Below are 17,821 nucleotides of genomic sequence, written 5' to 3' on the forward strand. Positions count from 1 at the left end.
GACCCGGACACCAGGGGCAGGAACGCCATGCGCAAAGGGCAGTACCGGTTCGTCGCGGGATTTCTGGTCGTCCCCGTGGCGCTCTATCTGATCTTCGTCATCTGGCCCTACCTCCAGACGATCGGCTATTCGCTGACCGACTGGAAGGGCCAGTCGCAGACCTTCCGTTTCGTCGGACTGGACAACTACACGGCGCTGTTCCAGGACGACATCTTCACGGGTGCCATCTGGCACAACATCCTGTTCCTGATCTTCATCCCGGTGATCACCATTCTGCTCGCCCTGTTCTTCGCCTTCATGCTGAACGCGGGCGGGCGCGGCAGGGCCGGAGGCGTCACGGGCGTCGCCGGCTCGCGGTACTACAAAATCGTCTACTTCTTCCCGCAGGTGCTGTCGCTGGCGATCATGGCGGTGCTGTTCGGCGCCGTCTACCGCAGCGACAGCGGCGGCATGCTCAACGGCGTGCTGATGAAACTCGGCCTGGTGGACGAGAGCAACCCGGTCGAATGGCTCAATGAGCCGGACGTCGTGCTGTGGGCGCTCATCGCGGTGGTCGTCTGGCACGGGGTCGGCTTCTACCTCGTGCTGTTCTCCGCCGCCATGCAGTCGATCCCGAGGGACATCTACGAGGCCGCGCTCATCGACGGCGCCGGCCGCGCCCAGTCCTTCTTCCGCATCACGCTGCCGCTGCTGTGGGACTCCGTGCAGACCGCCTGGGTCTACCTCGGCATCGCCGCGATGGACATGTTCATCCTGGTCTCCACCATGACCTCCGGGGACTACGGCGGCGGCCCCGACCACCACAGCGAGGTCATGGCGACCGTGATGATGCGCAACTTCCTGCTGTACGGCAAGAGCGGCTACGCCTGCGCCATGGGCGTCGTCATGCTGCTGCTCACCCTGATCGTGTCCGTGGTCCTGCTGCGCGCCACCCGTCGCGAGCGCATCGAGTACTGAGCGGGAGAGACGACGATGAGCGCCCCCCTGAAGGAGACCGCCCCCGGCGGCGGTCCGGTCCCGGTGCCGCAGCCGGTCCGCACGACGCCCGTCCGGCCCGGCGCCCCACGCGGCGAGGGCGTCGTCCTGAACGTCTTCTCGCACGGCTTCCTCGCCCTGTGGGCGGTGCTGATCGTGCTGCCGCTGCTGTGGCTGGTGCTCAGCTCCTTCAAGACCGACGCGCAGATCGGCGGCTCGGCCTTCGGCTGGCCGCAGCACTGGTCCCTGGACGTCTTCGCCCGCGCCTGGGACAAGGGCATCGGCGACTACTTCCTCAACACCGTCATCGTGCTGGTGTTCTCCGTCCCGCTGACCATGCTGTTCGGCTCCATGGCGGCGTACGTGCTGGCCCGCTACCCGTTCCCGGGCAGCCGTTTCCTGTACTACTTCTTCGTCGCGGGCGCGATGTTCCCGGTGTTCCTGGCCCTGGTCCCGCTGTTCTTCATGGTGAAGCGGCTGGACATGCTGAACACCTACCAGGGGCTGATCCTGGTGTACGTCGCGTACTCGATGCCGTTCACGGTGTTCTTCATGCACGCCTTCTTCCGGACCCTGCCGACGGCGGTCTTCGAGGCGGCGATCCTGGACGGCGCCTCGCACACCCGGACCTTCTTCCAGGTGATGCTGCCGATGGCCAAGCCGGGCCTGCTCAGCGTCGGGATCTTCAACACGCTGGGGCAGTGGAACCAGTTCATCCTGCCGACCGTGCTGATGCAGCCGCAGAGCGGCGACGACCCCGAGCGCTACGTCCTCACCCAGGGGCTCATCCAGCTCCAGCAGCAGCAGGGGTACGCCTCCGACCTGCCCGTGCTGTTCGCGGGCGTGAGCATCGCCATGATCCCCATGCTGGTCGTGTACCTGTCCTTCCAGCGCCAGGTGCAGGCGGGGCTGACGTCGGCGACCCTGAAGTAACGCACCGGAACACCGCGCGCACCCACCGCTCCCGTTCCGGGGGCGGCGTACGCATGCCTGTACACGGACGCGGAAACAGTTCAACCTCTTGACGGGAGGCGCCCCATACGGCTCAGCTTAGAGTTCACTAGTTGGACAAATACGGGGCCTCATCGAGGCGGCCCCGTGCGCAGGAGGTCGTCGTGGAGACTCCGGGGTCGCAGTCGTCGCTGCACCGAGCCAACCTGGAGCGGGTCGTACGTGCCGTCCGCCTGGCGGGTTCCCTCACCCAGGCCGAGATCGCGAGGACGACCGGCCTGTCCGCGGCGACGGTCTCCAACATCGTCCGGGAGCTGAAGGAAGGCGGAACCGTCGAGGTCACGCCGACCTCGGCAGGGGGCCGCCGGGCCCGGGCCGTGTCACTGAGCGGGAACGCCGGCATCGTCATAGGGGTGGACTTCGGGCACACCCATTTGCGCGTCGCGATCGGGAATCTCGCCCACCAGGTGCTGGCCGAGGAGTCCGAGCCGCTCGACGTGGACGCCTCCTCCACGCAGGGCTTCGACCGGGCGGAACAGCTGGTCAACCGGCTGGTCGACGCGACCGGCGTGGACCGCTCCAAGATCGCCGGGGTGGGGCTCGGCGTGCCCGGCCCGATCGACGTGGAGTCCGGGACGCTGGGCTCGACGGCGATCCTGCCGGGCTGGACCGGCACCCGGCCCGCCGAGGAGCTGCGGGGGCGGCTCGGCGTGCCGGTGCACGTGGACAACGACGCCAACCTCGGCGCCCTCGGGGAGCTGGTCTGGGGCAGTGGCCGGGGCGTGCGGGACCTGGCGTACATCAAGGTCGCCAGCGGTGTCGGCGCCGGTCTGGTCATCGACGGCAAGATCTATCGCGGCCCGGGTGGCACAGCGGGAGAAATCGGGCATATTACACTTGACGAATCCGGCCCCGTCTGCCGTTGCGGCAACCGCGGCTGTCTGGAGACCTTCGCGGCCGCACGCTATGTGCTCCCGCTCCTCCAGTCCAGTCACGGTACCGACCTGACCATGGAAGGCGTCGTACGGCTGGCGCGGGACGGCGATCCGGGCTGCCGTCGGGTGATCGCCGACGTCGGCCGCCACATCGGCAGTGGAGTGGCCAATCTCTGCAATCTGCTGAACCCGAGCCGGGTGGTGCTCGGCGGTGATCTCGCCGAGGCCGGTGAACTGGTGCTCGGGCCGATCCGGGAGTCTGTCGGCCGCTACGCCATCCCCAGCGCGGCACGTCAACTGTCCGTTCTCCCCGGGGCACTCGGGGGTCGTGCGGAGGTGCTCGGAGCGCTCGCCCTCGCGCTCAGCGAGATGGGTGATTCGACACTTTTGGATGGAAGCGCCGCCGGTGCGCTCCATGCCGCGGCCCCTGCCTTCACTTAGAGAACGGATGGCACCGTTGCCAACCCGTTAAGGATTTACTTCTTGACGTCGCACGTGTGGCCGAGTTGACTTCCAGCCACCTCGGCCGCAACGACGCGGCCTCGTCAGGGAGGTTTCTGAAGTGAACACGCGTATGCGTCGTGCCGCCGTTGCCGTCGCCTCCGGTGCGCTGGCCGTCTCGCTGGCCGCCTGTGGCAGCGCGAAGGAGTCGGGCGACAAGACCGAAGGCACCGGCACCGCCGCCAAGGGCGACAGCATCAAGGTCGGTCTGCTCCTGCCGGAGAACCAGACCGCGCGCTACGAGAAGTTCGACAAGCCCTTGATCGAGAAGAAGGTCAAGGAGCTCACGGACAACAAGGGCGAGGTCGTCTACGCCAACGCCAAGCAGGACGCCAGCCTGCAGAACCAGCAGGTCGACACGATGGTGACCAACAAGGTCGACGTGCTGATCGTGGACGCGGTGGACTCCAAGGCCATCGCCGGCTCGGTGAAGAAGGCCAAGGACGCCGGCATCCCGGTCGTGGCCTACGACCGTCTGGCCGAGGGCCCGATCGACGCCTACACCTCGTTCGACAACGAGACGGTCGGCAAGACCCAGGGCGAGGCCCTGCTGAAGGCGCTGGGCAGCAAGGCCAAGTCCGGCCAGATCGTCATGATGAACGGGTCCTCCACCGACCCGAACGCCGCCCAGTTCAAGAAGGGCGCGCACTCGGTCCTCGACGGCAAGGTGAAGATCGGCCGCGAGTACGACACCAAGGAGTGGAAGCCGGAGAACGCCAACGCCAACATGGAGGGCGCCATCTCCGCCCTCGGCAAGAACAAGATCATCGGTGTCTACTCGGCCAACGACGGCATGGCGGGCGGCATCATCACCGCCCTGAAGGCGGCCGGCATCGACAACATCCCGGTCACCGGCCAGGACGCCGAGCTCGCGGGTGTGCAGCGCATCGTCACCGGTGAGCAGTACATGAGCGTCTACAAGCCGTACCCGAAGGAGGCCGACGTCGCCGCCGAGATGGCGGTCGCGCTCGCCCAGGGCAAGTCGCTCGACTCCATCGCCAAGGACAAGGTCGACAGCCCCACCAACAAGGGCATCCCCGCCGTCCTCGTCCCGGTCGTGTCGCTGACCAAGGACAACATCAAGGACACCGTCGTCAAGGACGGCATCTACACGGTGAACGAGATCTGCACCGGCAAGTACAAGGCGGCCTGCGACAAGATCGGCCTCAAGTAACCCGGCCGTCGACCGGCCCGTCAGTAAGCAGTCGTCTCATCCCTTGAGTGGTACGGGGGTCCGCGCGCGGACTCCCGTACGGGACTGACTGCCCCGAACTCCTCCGGCGCCCCGCACACACCAGCCCCGCAAGCTCCGCGGGGCGCCGGAAGGAACGTTCCCCCCAACTTTCTGCACTACCTTCCGCCGGGTCAGGCGGCGAAGGAGATGGTTCACGTGTCCGCTACGCCCGTGCTGGCGTTGCGCGGGGTCTCCAAGCGGTTCGGTGCCGTTCAGGCGCTCACCGACGTAGAGCTTGAGGTCCACGCCGGTGAGGTGGTCGCCCTGGTGGGCGACAACGGCGCCGGAAAGTCCACGCTGGTCAAGACGATCGCCGGCGTGCATCCCATCGATGAGGGCGTCATCGAGTGGGAGGGAAGGTCCGTCCAGATCAGCAAGCCGCACGACGCCCAGAACCTGGGCATCGCGACGGTGTACCAGGACCTCGCGCTGTGCGACAACATCGATGTCGTCGGCAACCTCTACCTGGGCCGGGAGATCCGCAAGCGCGGTGTCCTGGACGAGGTGGAGATGGAGCGCCGCTCCCGCGAGCTGCTGGAGACGCTCTCCATCCGCATCCCCAGTGTCCGCATCCCGATCGCCTCGCTCTCCGGCGGCCAGCGGCAGACCGTGGCCATCGCCCGGTCCATGCTCGGCGAGCCCAAGCTGGTGATCCTCGACGAGCCCACCGCCGCCCTCGGTGTGGAGCAGACCGCGCAGGTCCTCGACCTGGTCGAGCGGCTGCGCGAACGGGGTCACGCCGTCATCCTCATCAGCCACAACATGGCCGACGTCAAGGCCGTGGCGGACAAGGTCGCCGTGCTGCGCCTCGGGCGCAACAACGGCGTCTTCGAGGTCAAGTCGACCTCGCAGGAAGAGATCATCTCCGCCATCACGGGCGCCACGGACAACGCCGTGACCCGTCGTGCGGCGCGCACCAATGGGGAGATCAAGAAGTGAGCACCGACAAGACCTCAGCGACGACGGCGACGGCCGAGGACCACGTCGTCGAGAACCCCGAGGCGCCCGCCGGCGCCGTCACGGTCGTCGACCCCCGCCTGCTGGTTCGCGAACAGGGCCTCACCGGCTACGTCACCGAGTTCAAGCGCAAGATGAAGTCCGGCGACCTCGGGTCCATCCCGGTCGTCATCGGCCTCGCGGTCATCTGGGCCATCTTCACCAGCCTGAACTCCAACTTCCTCACCGCCGGCAACCTCTCCGACATGTCCGTCGCCATGGTCGGCACGGGCATGATCGCCGTCGGTATCGTCTTCGTCCTGCTGCTCGGCGAGATCGACCTGTCGGTCGGCTCGGTCAGCGGTGTCGCCGGCGCCACGTTCGCGGTGCTGAACGTCACCAACGGCATGAACGAGTGGCTCGCCTTCGTGCTGGCCATCGTCACCGGCACGGCCGCCGGCGCGCTGCACGGCTTCTTCTTCGCGAAGATCGGCGTGCCCGCGTTCGCCGTCACCCTGGCCGGCCTGCTGTTCTGGAACGGCTTCATGCTCCAGATCCTGGGCGACAACGGCACGATCAACCTCGACGCCGACGGCGTCGTGGCCAAGCTGACCAGCTACTACTTCAGCGACGTGGCCGCTGCCTACGGGCTGGCCGCCGCGGTCACGGTGATCTACTTCGTCAGCGCCTTCTTCGGCAACCGCCGCCGCGAGGCCGCGGGGGTGCCGTCGCAGCCGCTGAGCGACACCATCCTGCGCACCGCGCTGCTGGCCGTCGTGGCGTTCGCCGTCGCGATCGTCTTCAACCAGTACAAGGGCCTGCCGCTCGCCGTGGTGATCTTCATCGGCGTGCTGCTGGTCACGGACTTCGTGCTGCGCCGTACCGCGTACGGCCGCAAGGTGTTCGCACTCGGCGGCAGCGTCGAGGCGTCGCGCCGTGCCGGCATCAACGTGGCGATGGTGCGGATCTCCGTCTTCGCGATCTCCGGCACCTTCGCCGCGGTCGGCGGTCTGTTCATCGCGTCGAAGATCGCCTCCGCCAACCAGGGCGCCGGCGGTGGTGACCTGCTGATGAACGCGATCGCCGCGGCCGTCATCGGCGGTACGTCGCTGTTCGGCGGGCGTGGCCGGACCTGGAACGCGCTGCTCGGTGTGCTGGTGATCGTCTCCATCCAGTACGGCCTGGCGCTGGAGGGCATCGCCTCGCCGGTGCAGTACATGATCACCGGTGGTGTGCTGCTGGCGACGGTGGTCATCGACGCCGTCACCCGCAAGACGCAGAAGACGGCGGGGCGCGCGTAGGGTACGCGTCCCCCGGCGAAGCCGCCTCAGTGCCCGGCACCCACCAGGTGCCGGGCACAGTCGTGTCATAGGTGGGACCGTTGTTGGGTACGGCCGAACCCGTGACGTACGACGCACCGCCCCGGCACGTGCATACCGGGCGGAACATTAGACTCGACTGGCCCGGCAACAGCTCGAACAGCTCTACTGCAAGGAGGCACGGGTGCCGCTGCTGACCCGCATCAGGGGACCGCGCGATCTGGACCGGCTCAGCCTGGAGGAGCTGGACCAGCTGGCAGAGGAGATCCGGACCTTCCTTGTCGACGCGGTCTCCAAGACCGGCGGCCACCTCGGCCCCAACCTCGGTGTGGTCGAGCTGACCATCGCCCTGCACCGGGTCTTCGACTCGCCGAGGGACAAGGTGCTGTGGGACACCGGTCACCAGTCCTACGTCCACAAGCTGCTCACCGGCCGTCAGGACTTCTCCCGGCTGAAGATGAAGGGCGGGCTGTCCGGCTACCCCTCGCAGGCCGAGTCCGAGCACGACGTCATCGAGAACTCGCACGCCTCGACCGTCCTCGGCTGGGCCGACGGCCTCGCCAAGGCCAACCAGCTGCTCAAACGCGACTCGCACGTCGTCGCCGTCATCGGTGACGGCGCGCTGACCGGCGGCATGGCCTGGGAGGCGCTGAACAACATCGCCGACGCCAAGGACCGCCCGCTGGTCATCGTCGTCAACGACAACGAGCGGTCCTACGCGCCGACCATCGGCGGCCTCGCCAACCACCTCGCGACGCTGCGCACCACCGACGGCTACGAGCGTTTCCTGGCCCGCACCAAGGAGGTCCTGGAGCGCACGCCCGTCGTCGGCAAGCCGCTGTACGACACCCTGCACGGCGCCAAGAAGGGCCTGAAGGACTTCATCGCCCCGCAGGGCCTCTTCGAGGACCTCGGCCTGAAGTACGTCGGCCCGATCGACGGGCACGACATCGAGGCCCTGGAGTCGGCGCTGGCGCGGGCCAAGCGGTTCAACGGGCCCGTCATCGTGCACTGCCTCACCGAGAAGGGCCGCGGCTACCAGCCCGCGCTGCAGGACGAGGCCGACCGCTTCCACGCCGTGGGCAAGATCCACCCCGACACCGGTCTGCCGATCGCCACCAGCGGGGCCGACTGGACCTCCGTCTTCGGCGACGAGATGGTCAAGCTCGGCGAGGAGCGCGAGGACATCGTCGCCATCACCGCCGCGATGCTCCAGCCGGTCGGCCTCGACAAGTTCGCCAAGCGCTTCCCGGAGCGGGTCTACGACGTCGGCATCGCCGAGCAGCACGGCGCCGTCTCCGCGGCGGGGCTGGCCACCGGTGGCCTGCACCCGGTGTTCGCCGTGTACGCCACCTTCCTCAACCGCGCCTTCGACCAGGTGCTGATGGACGTGGCCCTGCACAAGTGCGGGGTGACGTTCGTGCTGGACCGGGCCGGCATCACCGGCACCGACGGGGCCTCCCACAACGGCATGTGGGACATGTCCATCCTCCAGGTCGTGCCGGGGCTGCGGCTGGCCGCGCCGCGCGACGCCGACCAGGTGCGCGCGCAGCTGCGCGAGGCCGTGGCGGTGACGGACGCGCCGACCGTGGTGCGCTTCTCCAAGGGCGCCGTCGGCCCCGCCGTACCGGCCGTGGGCAAGGCCGGCGGCATGGACGTGCTGCGCGAGCCCGGCACCGACGGCCGCCCCGACGTGCTGCTGGTCTCCGTCGGTGCCCTGGCGCCGATGTGCCTGGAGGTCGCCGACCTCCTCGACAAGCAGGGCATCTCCACCACCGTCGTCGACCCGCGCTGGGTCAAGCCCGTCGACGACGCCCTGGCCCCGCTCGCCGAGCGGCACCGGGTGGTCGTCACCGTCGAGGACAACTCCCGGGTCGGCGGCGTCGGCTCCGCCATCGCCCAGGCCCTGCGGGACGCCGGCGTCGACGTCCCGCTGCGCGACTTCGGCATCCCGCCGCGCTTCCTCGACCACGCCTCCCGCGCCGAGGTCCTCGCCGAGATCGGGCTGACCGCCCCCGACATCGCCCGCCAGGTCACCGGGCTGGTCGCCAAGCTGGACGGCCGGTACGAAGGTGCCACGGCCGGCTCCGTGGAGCCGGCCCGCGACTGACGCGCCCACCGCGCCCATATGGGCCGCTCGCACTACCGTGAAGAGTGGTGCGAGCGGCCCGTTTGCGTGCATGCGCCCGTGTCGGGGCATACGACCTACGCCCCCTCTCGAGATGTCGGGGACGACAAGCGTGGGAGGTACGCCGTGAGAAGCACCCTCTTCCGGACGAAGAACGTCGAACAGTCGATCCGCGACACCGAGGAACCGGAGCACGCGCTCAGGAAATCCCTGTCCGCACTGGATCTGACCGTCTTCGGCGTCGGCGTCATCATCGGCACCGGCATCTTCGTCCTCACCGGTACGGTCGCCAGGAACAACGCCGGCCCGGCGGTGGCCCTGGCGTTCGTCGCGGCCGGTGTCGTCTGCGCGCTCGCCGCGCTGTGCTACGCGGAGTTCGCCTCCACCGTCCCGGTGGCCGGTTCCGCGTACACCTTCTCGTACGCCTCCCTCGGCGAGTTCCCCGCCTGGATCATCGGCTGGGACCTGGTGCTGGAGTTCGCCCTCGGGACGGCGGTGGTGGCCGTCGGCTGGTCCGGATACATCCGCTCGCTGATGAGCAACGCGGGCTGGGAGATGCCCGAGGTGCTCTCCGGGCCCACCTCGGCCGACGGGTTCAGCTTCGACATCCTCGCCGCCGCCCTCGTGCTGGTCCTCACCGGCATCCTCGTCCTCGGCATGAAGCTGTCCGCGCGGATCACCTCGCTGGTCGTCGCCATCAAGGTCACCGTCGTGCTCGTGGTCATCATCGCGGGCGCGTTCTTCATCAAGGGCAGCAACTACGACCCCTTCATCCCGAAGGCCAAGCCCGTGGAGGCGGGCAGCAGCCTCGACTCCCCGCTCATCCAGGTCATCTTCGGATGGGCGCCCTCCAACTTCGGCGTGATGGGCATCTTCACCGCCGCCTCCGTCGTCTTCTTCGCGTTCATCGGCTTCGACATCGTCGCCACGGCCGCGGAGGAGACCAGGAACCCGCAGCGGGACATGCCCCGCGGCATCCTCGGCTCGCTGTTCATCTGCACCGCCCTGTACGTCGCCGTCTCGATCGTCGTCACCGGCATGCAGCACTACAGCCGGCTGTCGGAGGAGGCCCCGCTCGCCGACGCCTTCAAGGCCACCGGCCACCCCTGGTACGCGGGCTTCATCAGCTTCGGCGCCGCGGTCGGTCTGACCACCGTCTGCATGATCCTGCTGCTGGGCCAGACCCGGGTGTTCTTCGCGATGAGCCGCGACGGGCTGCTGCCGCGCTTCTTCTCCCGCACGCACCCCCGGTTCCGCACCCCGCACCGGCCGACCATCCTGCTCGGTGTGATCATCGCGATCGTGGCGGGCTTCACCAGCCTGAGCGAACTCGCCGAGCTGGTGAACATCGGCACGCTGTTCGCCTTCGTGGTGGTCGCGATCAGCGTGATCATCCTCCGCAGGACCCGCCCCGACCTGCCCCGCGCCTTCCGCACGCCGTGGGTCCCGGTCATCCCCGTCCTGTCGGTGGCCGCCTCCCTGTGGCTGATGCTGAACCTGCCCGCCGAGACCTGGGTCCGGTTCGCGATCTGGATGGCGATCGGTTTCTTCGTGTACTTCCTGTACGGCCGCACCCACAGCCGCCTGGCCCAGGGCGAGACCACGCCCGGCGAGGCACTCAAGCCGGGCGGCGGCGGCCCGGCCGGCCGGGCGTAGCACCCGACCAGGCAGGGGTGCCAGGTGGCTCGCGCATGGGTGGCGGGGACGAGGGCGGCTGTGCCGCGCCGGCGGGGGCAACGCCGCAGCCCCTACGGACGTACAGCCCGTGGGCCCGTCACCTCCGCGCCCAGCTCCCGTACCCGCCTTCGCAGCTCGCGGTCCGCCGTCACCACCAGGACGGGCCGTCGCGCACCCGCCTCCGCGACCAGCTGCACCATGTGGTCGTCCCCGCTGCCCGGCGCCGACTCCACCCGGACGCCCGGGACGGACTCCACGCCCCGGGCCGCTCCCTCGACCACCAGTACGAGCTCCACCGGGCCGGAATGCCCGGGCACCCCGTCCCGCGCGAGCCGGTCCCGCAGCCGTTCCGCCGCCGCTCTGCGGTCCCGCCACCATCCGTCGGGCACCGACCCGACGACGTTCGCGGCGTCGACGATCACCAGCAAGGGCACCATGCTGTCCGGGGCACTGCGATCCATACAGCAAGACTCGCACGCCCGCGGTCCCCGGCCCCGGCCCGGCCCCGCCCCGCCCTCACCACCACCGTCCGCCTCGGCATAAAGTGTTGCGGTGAACGGCGACTGGCTCATCCGCGGCCGCGACGGCCGTCTCAGTGTCTATCTGCGCTCCGGTGACGCCGTCCTGTGCCGGGCCGAGCGGGTGCCGGGCGGGGCCTGGAGCGCCCCGCGCAGGGTGGGCGGCGACCAGAGGCTGCACCCCGTACTCGCCGTCGGCCAGGGCCACGACGCCTACGCCCACCTGGTGTCCTGGCGGCCCACCGTGTCAGGGGAGTCGGGCCTGGTGCACTCCACCCACTTCCGGCCCCTGCTCGCCGCCCTGGACTGGCTGCCCATCGGCCATCCGAACGGCAAGGGCGAGCGCACCGACACCCCGGCCGTCGCCGTGGACGCTCAGGGCCGGGCGCACGTCTTCGTGCGGAACCTCGGCACCGGCGTGAGCATGCGGGCCCAGAAGGAGAAGGGCGGCTGGGGTCCCTGGCAGGACCTGGAGGGCTACGCCGTACAAGGGGACCTGGCCGCGGTGACCGGTGAGTCCGGCCGCGTCGAGGTGTACGCGGCCACACCGGACGGCGTCCTGCACTGGGGCCAGGAGAAGCCCGGCGCCCAGCCGGTGATGCTGGAGCCGCTGGAGGCGTCCGTACGCCCGGGCACGCTGCGCGCCCTGGCCACGTCGGCCGAGCACACGACGCTGTTCTTCACCGACGGCTCCGGCGACCTGTGCGCCTGGCGCCCGGGCGGCAAGCCCGTCGCCCTGCTGCCCGCCGCCGGCCCCGGGCCGGTCTCGGCGGTCCGCTGCGCTCTCGACGGCCACGACTGCACCTTGCTGGCGCAACGTTCCGCCTCCGGCCGGGTGGCCTTCGCCGCCTACCCGACGGAGCAGGAGTCGGCCGGAGCCTGGTGGACGGAGTCGGGCCCCGTCCTGCCCGCGGACGCGGTGGTGTCCCTGGCGGTGGACGCGCAGGAGCGGGTCGTCGCGGCCTCCCTGTCCCCGTCCGCCGGCCAACTCCTGCTGACCCGCCGCAAGGACGAGCCGGGGCTGGCGCTGGAAGCCTGGCGGCCTGTGTGACGGAGTGTCACGCCGGCCTGTTCGGAGGAATGCCAGAGACGGCTGTCCTGATCCCGCGTCAGGACTTCTTCCCGCCCCCCGCCGGGGACTTCTTCGCGGACTGCGGGATCTCCTCGTCGGAGCGCAGCGCCTTCCACAGCGTGGACGCCTGCGGTTCGGCGGCCACGACCCGGTTGGGGTCGGCCTTGTCGTACGCCACCGGCAACATGATCGTGTCCATGGAGGACGGGTCCACGCCGTTCAGACTGCGGCCGAACTCCGCGAGCTTCGTCAGCGAGGCGAGCTCGGAGTCGGTGGTGAGCGCGGCGGTGAGCTTGTCGGCGATCCGGTAGGCCTTGGTGGGGCTGCCGAGCAGGTCCTGCTTCTTGATCTCGGACAGCAGGGCGATCATGAACTGCTGCTGCAGGCCGATGCGCCCCAGGTCGCTGCCGTCGCCGACGCCGTGCCGGGTGCGCACGAACGCCAGCGACTGGGTGCCGTCCAGTTGGTGCGTACCGGCGGTCAGGTCGAGCCCGCTGGAGGGATCGTGGATGTCCTGGTCGACGGTGACCGTGACGCCGCCGATGGCGTCGACCAGGCCCTTGAAGCCGGCGAAGTCGATCTCCATGTAGTGGTCCATGCGGATCCCGGACATCTTCTCCACGGTCTTGACCACGCAGGCCGGACCGACCTGGGAGTAGATGGAGTTGAACATCACGCGCCGCGCCGAGGCCACCTCGGTGCCGTCGGCCTTGGCGCAGTCGGGCCGGGTGACCAGGGTGTCGCGCGGGATGCTGACGGCGACGGCGCGGGTGCGGCCCTCGGGTATGTGCATCACCAGCGCGGTGTCCGAACGTGCCCCGGCCACCTTGCCGGTGTGCAGGGCGGCGTTGGCGCCCGCCCGCGAGTCGGAGCCCAGGACCAGGATGTTCTGCCCGGAGGTGGGCAGTTTCCGGGGCCGGTCGTCACCGATCGCCTCATCGAGGTCGACGCCCTTGATGTTGCTGTCCAGGCCCCGGTAGAGCCAGTAGCCGGTGCCCGCGCCGGCCGCGAGGAGGACCACCAGGGACAGCAGGATCCAGCGTCCGGTGCGCCGTCGGCGGCGGGGCGCGTCGCGCCGCGGAGAGCGATGCGATCGGCGGGGGCTGTCCACGGCTGGGGTCGTCATCGGCTCGCTGTCCTCGTCTTCTCATGCCGGGCCGGGAGTGCTCGGGCGATCGGACAGACCGGTGATACGCGCCATGCGTTGTACGGCCGTGGCGCAGATCACATGGGCGAGAAGTCCGTGGACGGCGGTGCTCCGCGCCCGGTCCGGGGCGGCCGTGCCCCGGCTCGGCTGCGGGCCGAGGTGTGGGAACACCGTGCATATGATGTGAGAATTCCAGGTCCCGCGTCGAGGACGGGCGAGTAGTCAGGGAGTCCGTCATGGTGATACGGGACCGTTCCGCGCGCGGCGTGCGGCGGCGTCGTGCCCCTCAGGCTCAGGCCGCCGCGCCGGCACCCGCCGTGACCGGTACCGCCGCCGGCTCCTGGCTGGTGCGCGGCAAGGACGGCCGGCTCACCGCGTACGCCCCCTGCCACGGAGGGCTGTTGCGCTGGACGGAGGCCCGGCCGGGCGGCCCCGGCTGGTCGGGGCCGGACTTCTTCCCGGTCGCCGGCCTCACCCATCTCACCGTCGTGCAGGGCGCCGACACCTACGTCCACTTCCTGGGCCGCCGGCAGCGGCGGCGCGAGGACGGACCGGCCGCGGTGGACGTGGTGCACGCCATCCAGTACCAGAGCGCGCGTCCGGTCACCGAGTGGCGCTCCCTCGGCAATCCGCACCCCGAGCCGGACAAGGCGCTGCGCTGCGGCGCGCCCGCGGGCGCCGTGGACACCGCCGGAACCGTGCACGTCTTCGTGCCCAACGCGGGCGGCGGGCTGATGATGCGCCGGGAGGGGCGGGGCGGCAGGTGGGAAGCCTGGGCCGACCTGCGCGGCACCGACGTGCGGGACGGACTGGTCGCGGCTGTCACCTCCACCGGCGCGGTAGAGGTGTTCGCCCCGGCCGGCGGGGCGGCCCTGCACTGGGCGCAGCCGGAACCCGGCGCCGTGCCGCAGCGCCTGGCCGACATCCGGCCGGGGCCGCTGCCCGGGACCGTGGCGGCGATGGAGACCGCTCCCGGGCGGCTCACCTGCTACTGGACCGATCCCGGCGGCTCCGGGCTGGTCTGTCACCGGCGCGGCGGCCGGCCGGTGCTGCTGGGCGGCGGCCCCGCCGACGGCGCCCACGCGGTGCTGCGGACCGCGCTCGACGGCTACGACTGCACGGTGCTCGCCCACCGCGGCGCGGCCGGTGCCGTCCTGGTCGGGCTCTGCGGCACGGAGGCCGAGCAGTCGGGGATGTGGTGGACCGACACCGGCCGGGACTGCCTGGGCGATCCGGCCCTGGCCCAGGACGCGTACGGCCGGGTCGTGGTCGCCGCCTTGGACGCGCACGGCGCGCTGTGGACGGTGCGTCAGGCCCCCGGACCGGGGCTGCTCTTGGGCGAGTGGGCCCGCGCCTGAGGCGCACGGCCGCCCGGACGGCGGCGCCCGTCGCTGGAAGGTTGTACGGATGTTTACGGATGTGGGATAGATGACAGGGTGTCTGCAGAAAGCGATTGTCTGTGGACAGTCCGAGATGCAGATGTAAACATTCTGATCGATCGGTAAGGCTCAGGTAAGCGCCAGGTGTGCCCCGGGTGAAGGGGAGAGTGAGCCGGCCGGTACCGGTGGACGCCGCGCAGGGGAGGCGCGGCCCGCCGGTCAGGGGTGGGACAACGGCCTGGAGCGCTGCGCTCCGGCCTCGAACTGGATGGTGCCGTAGTCAGGTGAGCCCGAACAATCCCGAAGCGAGCGCGCTCGTGTCGACATATCGATCCTTGGTGCCGGTGGGGGCCCGGCGCCGGATCGTGCGAGGGGTCCCCGGCCCGCTGCGCACCTCGGTGAAGCGCTCCCTGGCCTCCGCCGACGCCGTCCGGTCCGCCGTCGCCGTCCGGGCCCTCGGCGGACACCGCAAGGGCGGCACGCACACGCCCGACGGCCGGCTGCGCGTGGTCCGCGTGGCCGGGAAGCACGTGCGGGCCCTGGAGGTGCCCGGTGCCACCGCCTGGGCCGCCCGGGCCCGCAACCTGCACATCCTCCTCGCCCTCCTGGAAGAGGCCGGGATCGACCACTTCTGCGTCCGCGGCACCGGATCGCTCGTGCCCTGCGTGGCCGTGCCGGCCCGGCTGCGCGCCGAGGTGGAGGACGTGCTCCGGCTCGCCTGCGCCCATCGCCCGGGATACGTCGCCGCCCCCGCCCGGGGCCCGCTGCGCCCCGGCGCCGCCCCGGCCAGCTGGCGGTCCCTGCGGTCCCAGCGCGTGCTGCGGCTGGCCTGGGTGGTCTGTGACCCCAGCGGCCGGCTGGTGTTCGCCGGGGAGTCCGGCTGCGACATCGAGTTCTGGGCCGAACAGGACGGCCGGCTCCTCGCGCCCCGCCCCAACAAGGTGGTGACCGAGGTCGCGGTGGACGCGGGCCGCTGCTACGCCGAGCAGAAGCGTTTCAGCGCGGTGCCGTCCGTCTACACCACCGGACACGCGCGCACCCTGCCCGAGTTCGTCGCCGCCCTGCCGGACGACCACCTCTTCCCCATCGACGTGGTCTACACCTGGGTGGACGACTCCGATCCGCACTGGCGGGCCTCCCGCGACGCCGCCCGGCGGCAGCTCACCCTCGCCCCGGACACCGGACTGCACGAGCAGGCCGCCAACGACTCCCGCTACACCAGCCGGGACGAGCTGCGCTACTCGCTGCGCTCGATCCACCAGTACGCCCCGTGGGTGCGCACCATCTTCCTGGTCACCGCCGGCCAGGTGCCGTCCTGGCTGAACACCGACTTCCCCGGGATCCGGGTGGTGGACCACCGGGAGATCTTCTCCGACCCCGGGGCCCTTCCCACGTTCAACTCCCACGCGATCGAGAGCCAGCTGCACCACATCCCCGAACTCTCGGAGCACTTCCTCTACCTCAACGACGACGTCTTCTTCGGCCGGCCCGTCCAGCCCGGGCAGTTCTTCCACGCCAACGGCCTGACCAAGTTCTTCCAGTCCAAGGCGCTCATCCCGTCCGGCCGGGCCAGCACCGAGGACCTGCCCGTCAACGCGGCCGGCAAGAACAGCCGCGGACTGATCGCCCAGCACTTCGGCACGGTCATCTCGCAGAAGATGAAGCACACCCCGCACCCGTTGCGCCGCAGCGTGCTCGAGGAGATCGAGCAGGTCTACGCCCACGCCCACCGCGTCACCCAGCACTCCCGCTTCCGGGCGCCCAGCGACGTGCCCATCGCGTCCTCGCTACACCACTACTACGCCTACCACTCGGCCCGGGCGACGGTCGGCGACATCCGCTACGTCTACATCGACCTCGCCGACGAGCCGGCCGAGCGCCGTCTCAACACCCTCCTCGCCCGCCGCAACTTCGACACCTTCTGCATGAACGACACGGTCACCGCCGCCGATCCCGAGGCCCAGTCCCGGATGGTCGCCCGCTTCCTGGACGCCTACTTCCCGGTGCCCAGTCCCTTCGAGACGACCTCCGGCGTCGTGGCACCCCGCCGCCCGGCCGCGGCCGAAATGGGTCACGCCCGCTCATGACCTCCACCACCCAGCGCCCCGCCGCCGGTGGCGGGGCGAGCCGTGCCCGCCGCCCGCGCGCCCGCGTCGCCGCCCTGCGCGAGCGGCTGATGCACGGTGTCTTCCTCCCCCTGCGCCGGGGCCGTACCGCCCTGCTGCACTACGCCGCCATCCTCGACGGGCAGACGGTGAACCTGCACGCCCAGCTGCCGCCCGCCACCGGCCTGCCCGACCGTGCCGAGATCGTCCTGCGCCGCGGCCGCCGCCGCCTCACCGCCGAGGCCCACGCCCACCAGGGCCCCGCAGGCCAGACCCTGATCGACGCCGCCGTCCTGCTCGGCGCCGACGTCGGCGGCGTCCCCGTCGGCACCGGCCGCTGGAGACTGCGGCTGCGGCTGCACACCGGGCGCCGTACCCGCACCCTGGCGCTGCTGCTGCCCCAGCCGCCGGTGCCGTACGAAGGACCCACCAAGCCGATGACGGCCTCCCCGGTGACCGGGGAACGCCACCGGCTCGGCCGCTCCTTCCGGGGCAGCGCCCGCGTGGTCAGCAGCGGTGCCCGGGCCGCCGCGGAGGTGGCCAAGGTGCATCTGACCCACGCCGGCGTCACCGTCGACTTCCGGGTGCTGGGCGCCCGGGTCGAGGAGCCGTGGGCGCAGTTCGTCGCCTCGGGGCGCCGGATCGAGCAGCCCGTCACCGTGCTCGGCCCCGGCACCTTCCGCGTCGAGGTGCCGCTGGGCGGGATGCCGCCGCGCGGTGCCCGCCCCGACCACTGGGACGTCGTCCTGTGCGACCGCACCGGACGCTCGATGCGGCTGGGCCGCCGCCTGCACGACGTACGCAATCCGCTGCGCGTGTTCGCCATGCGCAGCCTCGCCGTCACCCCGCCCGGCCACCCGCCCCTGATCGTCCACCCGCGCTACACCCCCGCAGGCAGTTTCCGGGTCACCTGCACGCGCATGCCCGAGGCAGGCTGAACCGTA

The 17,821-nt window shown here is 70.6% G+C and carries 14 protein-coding genes; 12 read left to right on the top strand and 2 right to left on the bottom strand.

What is annotated here, in order from left to right; genetic code table 11:
• The first annotated feature begins 27 nt into the window (after positions 1-27).
• From AB0K80_RS30040 to AB0K80_RS30075, 8 genes are all read left to right on the top strand, one after another.
• Positions 28-957 carry a sugar ABC transporter permease gene (locus tag AB0K80_RS30040; RefSeq protein WP_365675047.1) on the top strand — a complete coding sequence of 310 codons (930 nt, stop codon included), beginning with the start codon at positions 28-30 and terminating at the stop codon, positions 955-957.
• Between the two features lie 15 nt (positions 958-972).
• Entirely contained in the window at positions 973-1,908 is a 936-nt protein-coding gene (locus AB0K80_RS30045; RefSeq protein WP_365675049.1) for a carbohydrate ABC transporter permease, read from the top strand.
• Between the two features lie 182 nt (positions 1,909-2,090).
• A complete protein-coding gene (locus tag AB0K80_RS30050) occupies positions 2,091-3,302 on the top strand; it encodes an ROK family transcriptional regulator (RefSeq protein ID WP_365675051.1) in 1,212 nt (403 codons plus the stop codon).
• A 133-nt stretch (positions 3,303-3,435) separates the two neighbouring features.
• Positions 3,436-4,536, top strand: coding sequence for a substrate-binding domain-containing protein (locus tag AB0K80_RS30055; RefSeq protein ID WP_365675095.1), 1,101 nt, complete (start codon positions 3,436-3,438; stop codon positions 4,534-4,536).
• A gap of 207 nt (positions 4,537-4,743) precedes the next feature.
• Entirely contained in the window at positions 4,744-5,535 is a 792-nt protein-coding gene (locus AB0K80_RS30060; RefSeq protein WP_365675053.1) for an ATP-binding cassette domain-containing protein, read from the top strand.
• Positions 5,532-6,833 carry a sugar ABC transporter permease gene (locus AB0K80_RS30065; RefSeq protein WP_365675055.1) on the top strand — a complete coding sequence of 434 codons (1,302 nt, stop codon included), beginning with the start codon at positions 5,532-5,534 and terminating at the stop codon, positions 6,831-6,833. The genes AB0K80_RS30060 and AB0K80_RS30065 overlap by 4 nt, the downstream gene beginning before the upstream one ends.
• 202 nt (positions 6,834-7,035) lie before the next feature.
• On the top strand, positions 7,036-8,961 hold the full coding sequence (dxs, locus tag AB0K80_RS30070; protein ID WP_365675057.1) for a 1-deoxy-D-xylulose-5-phosphate synthase: 1,926 nt from the start codon (positions 7,036-7,038) through the stop codon (positions 8,959-8,961).
• 144 nt (positions 8,962-9,105) lie between these two features.
• Entirely contained in the window at positions 9,106-10,635 is a 1,530-nt protein-coding gene (locus AB0K80_RS30075; RefSeq protein ID WP_365675059.1) for an amino acid permease, read from the top strand.
• Positions 10,636-10,727: 92 nt separating this feature from the next.
• On the opposite strand, the gene AB0K80_RS30080 is transcribed toward AB0K80_RS30075, so the two are convergent.
• Positions 10,728-11,117, bottom strand: a complete 390-nt coding sequence (locus AB0K80_RS30080; protein WP_365675061.1) for an NTP pyrophosphohydrolase — start codon at positions 11,115-11,117, stop codon at positions 10,728-10,730.
• 91 nt (positions 11,118-11,208) lie between these two features.
• On the opposite strand from AB0K80_RS30080, the gene AB0K80_RS30085 reads away from it, so the two are divergent.
• Positions 11,209-12,225 carry a hypothetical protein gene (locus AB0K80_RS30085; RefSeq protein WP_365675062.1) on the top strand — a complete coding sequence of 339 codons (1,017 nt, stop codon included), beginning with the start codon at positions 11,209-11,211 and terminating at the stop codon, positions 12,223-12,225.
• Between the two features lie 58 nt (positions 12,226-12,283).
• Here the strand turns inward: AB0K80_RS30085 and AB0K80_RS30090 are convergent, their stop codons facing one another.
• Positions 12,284-13,372 carry an LCP family protein gene (locus AB0K80_RS30090; protein WP_365675064.1) on the bottom strand — a complete coding sequence of 363 codons (1,089 nt, stop codon included), beginning with the start codon at positions 13,370-13,372 and terminating at the stop codon, positions 12,284-12,286.
• A gap of 257 nt (positions 13,373-13,629) precedes the next feature.
• Between AB0K80_RS30090 and AB0K80_RS30095 the strand changes: the two genes are divergently transcribed.
• From AB0K80_RS30095 to AB0K80_RS30105, 3 genes are all read left to right on the top strand, one after another.
• Positions 13,630-14,751 (top strand): hypothetical protein, encoded by a 1,122-nt coding sequence (locus AB0K80_RS30095; RefSeq protein ID WP_365675067.1) that lies wholly within the window; start codon positions 13,630-13,632, stop codon positions 14,749-14,751.
• 305 nt (positions 14,752-15,056) lie between these two features.
• The gene (locus tag AB0K80_RS30100) at positions 15,057-16,859 is read left to right on the top strand and encodes a stealth family protein (protein ID WP_365675069.1); all 1,803 of its coding nucleotides are present in this window, start codon (positions 15,057-15,059) and stop codon (positions 16,857-16,859) included.
• The gene (locus AB0K80_RS30105; RefSeq protein ID WP_365675071.1) at positions 16,856-17,815 is read left to right on the top strand and encodes a hypothetical protein; all 960 of its coding nucleotides are present in this window, start codon (positions 16,856-16,858) and stop codon (positions 17,813-17,815) included. Before AB0K80_RS30100 ends, AB0K80_RS30105 begins: the two co-directional genes overlap by 4 nt.
• The last annotated feature ends 6 nt before the right edge of the window (positions 17,816-17,821 follow it).

It is taken from the genome of Streptomyces sp. NPDC052682 (assembly GCF_040678435.1).
Taxonomy (GTDB): Bacteria; Actinomycetota; Actinomycetes; order Streptomycetales; family Streptomycetaceae; genus Streptomyces.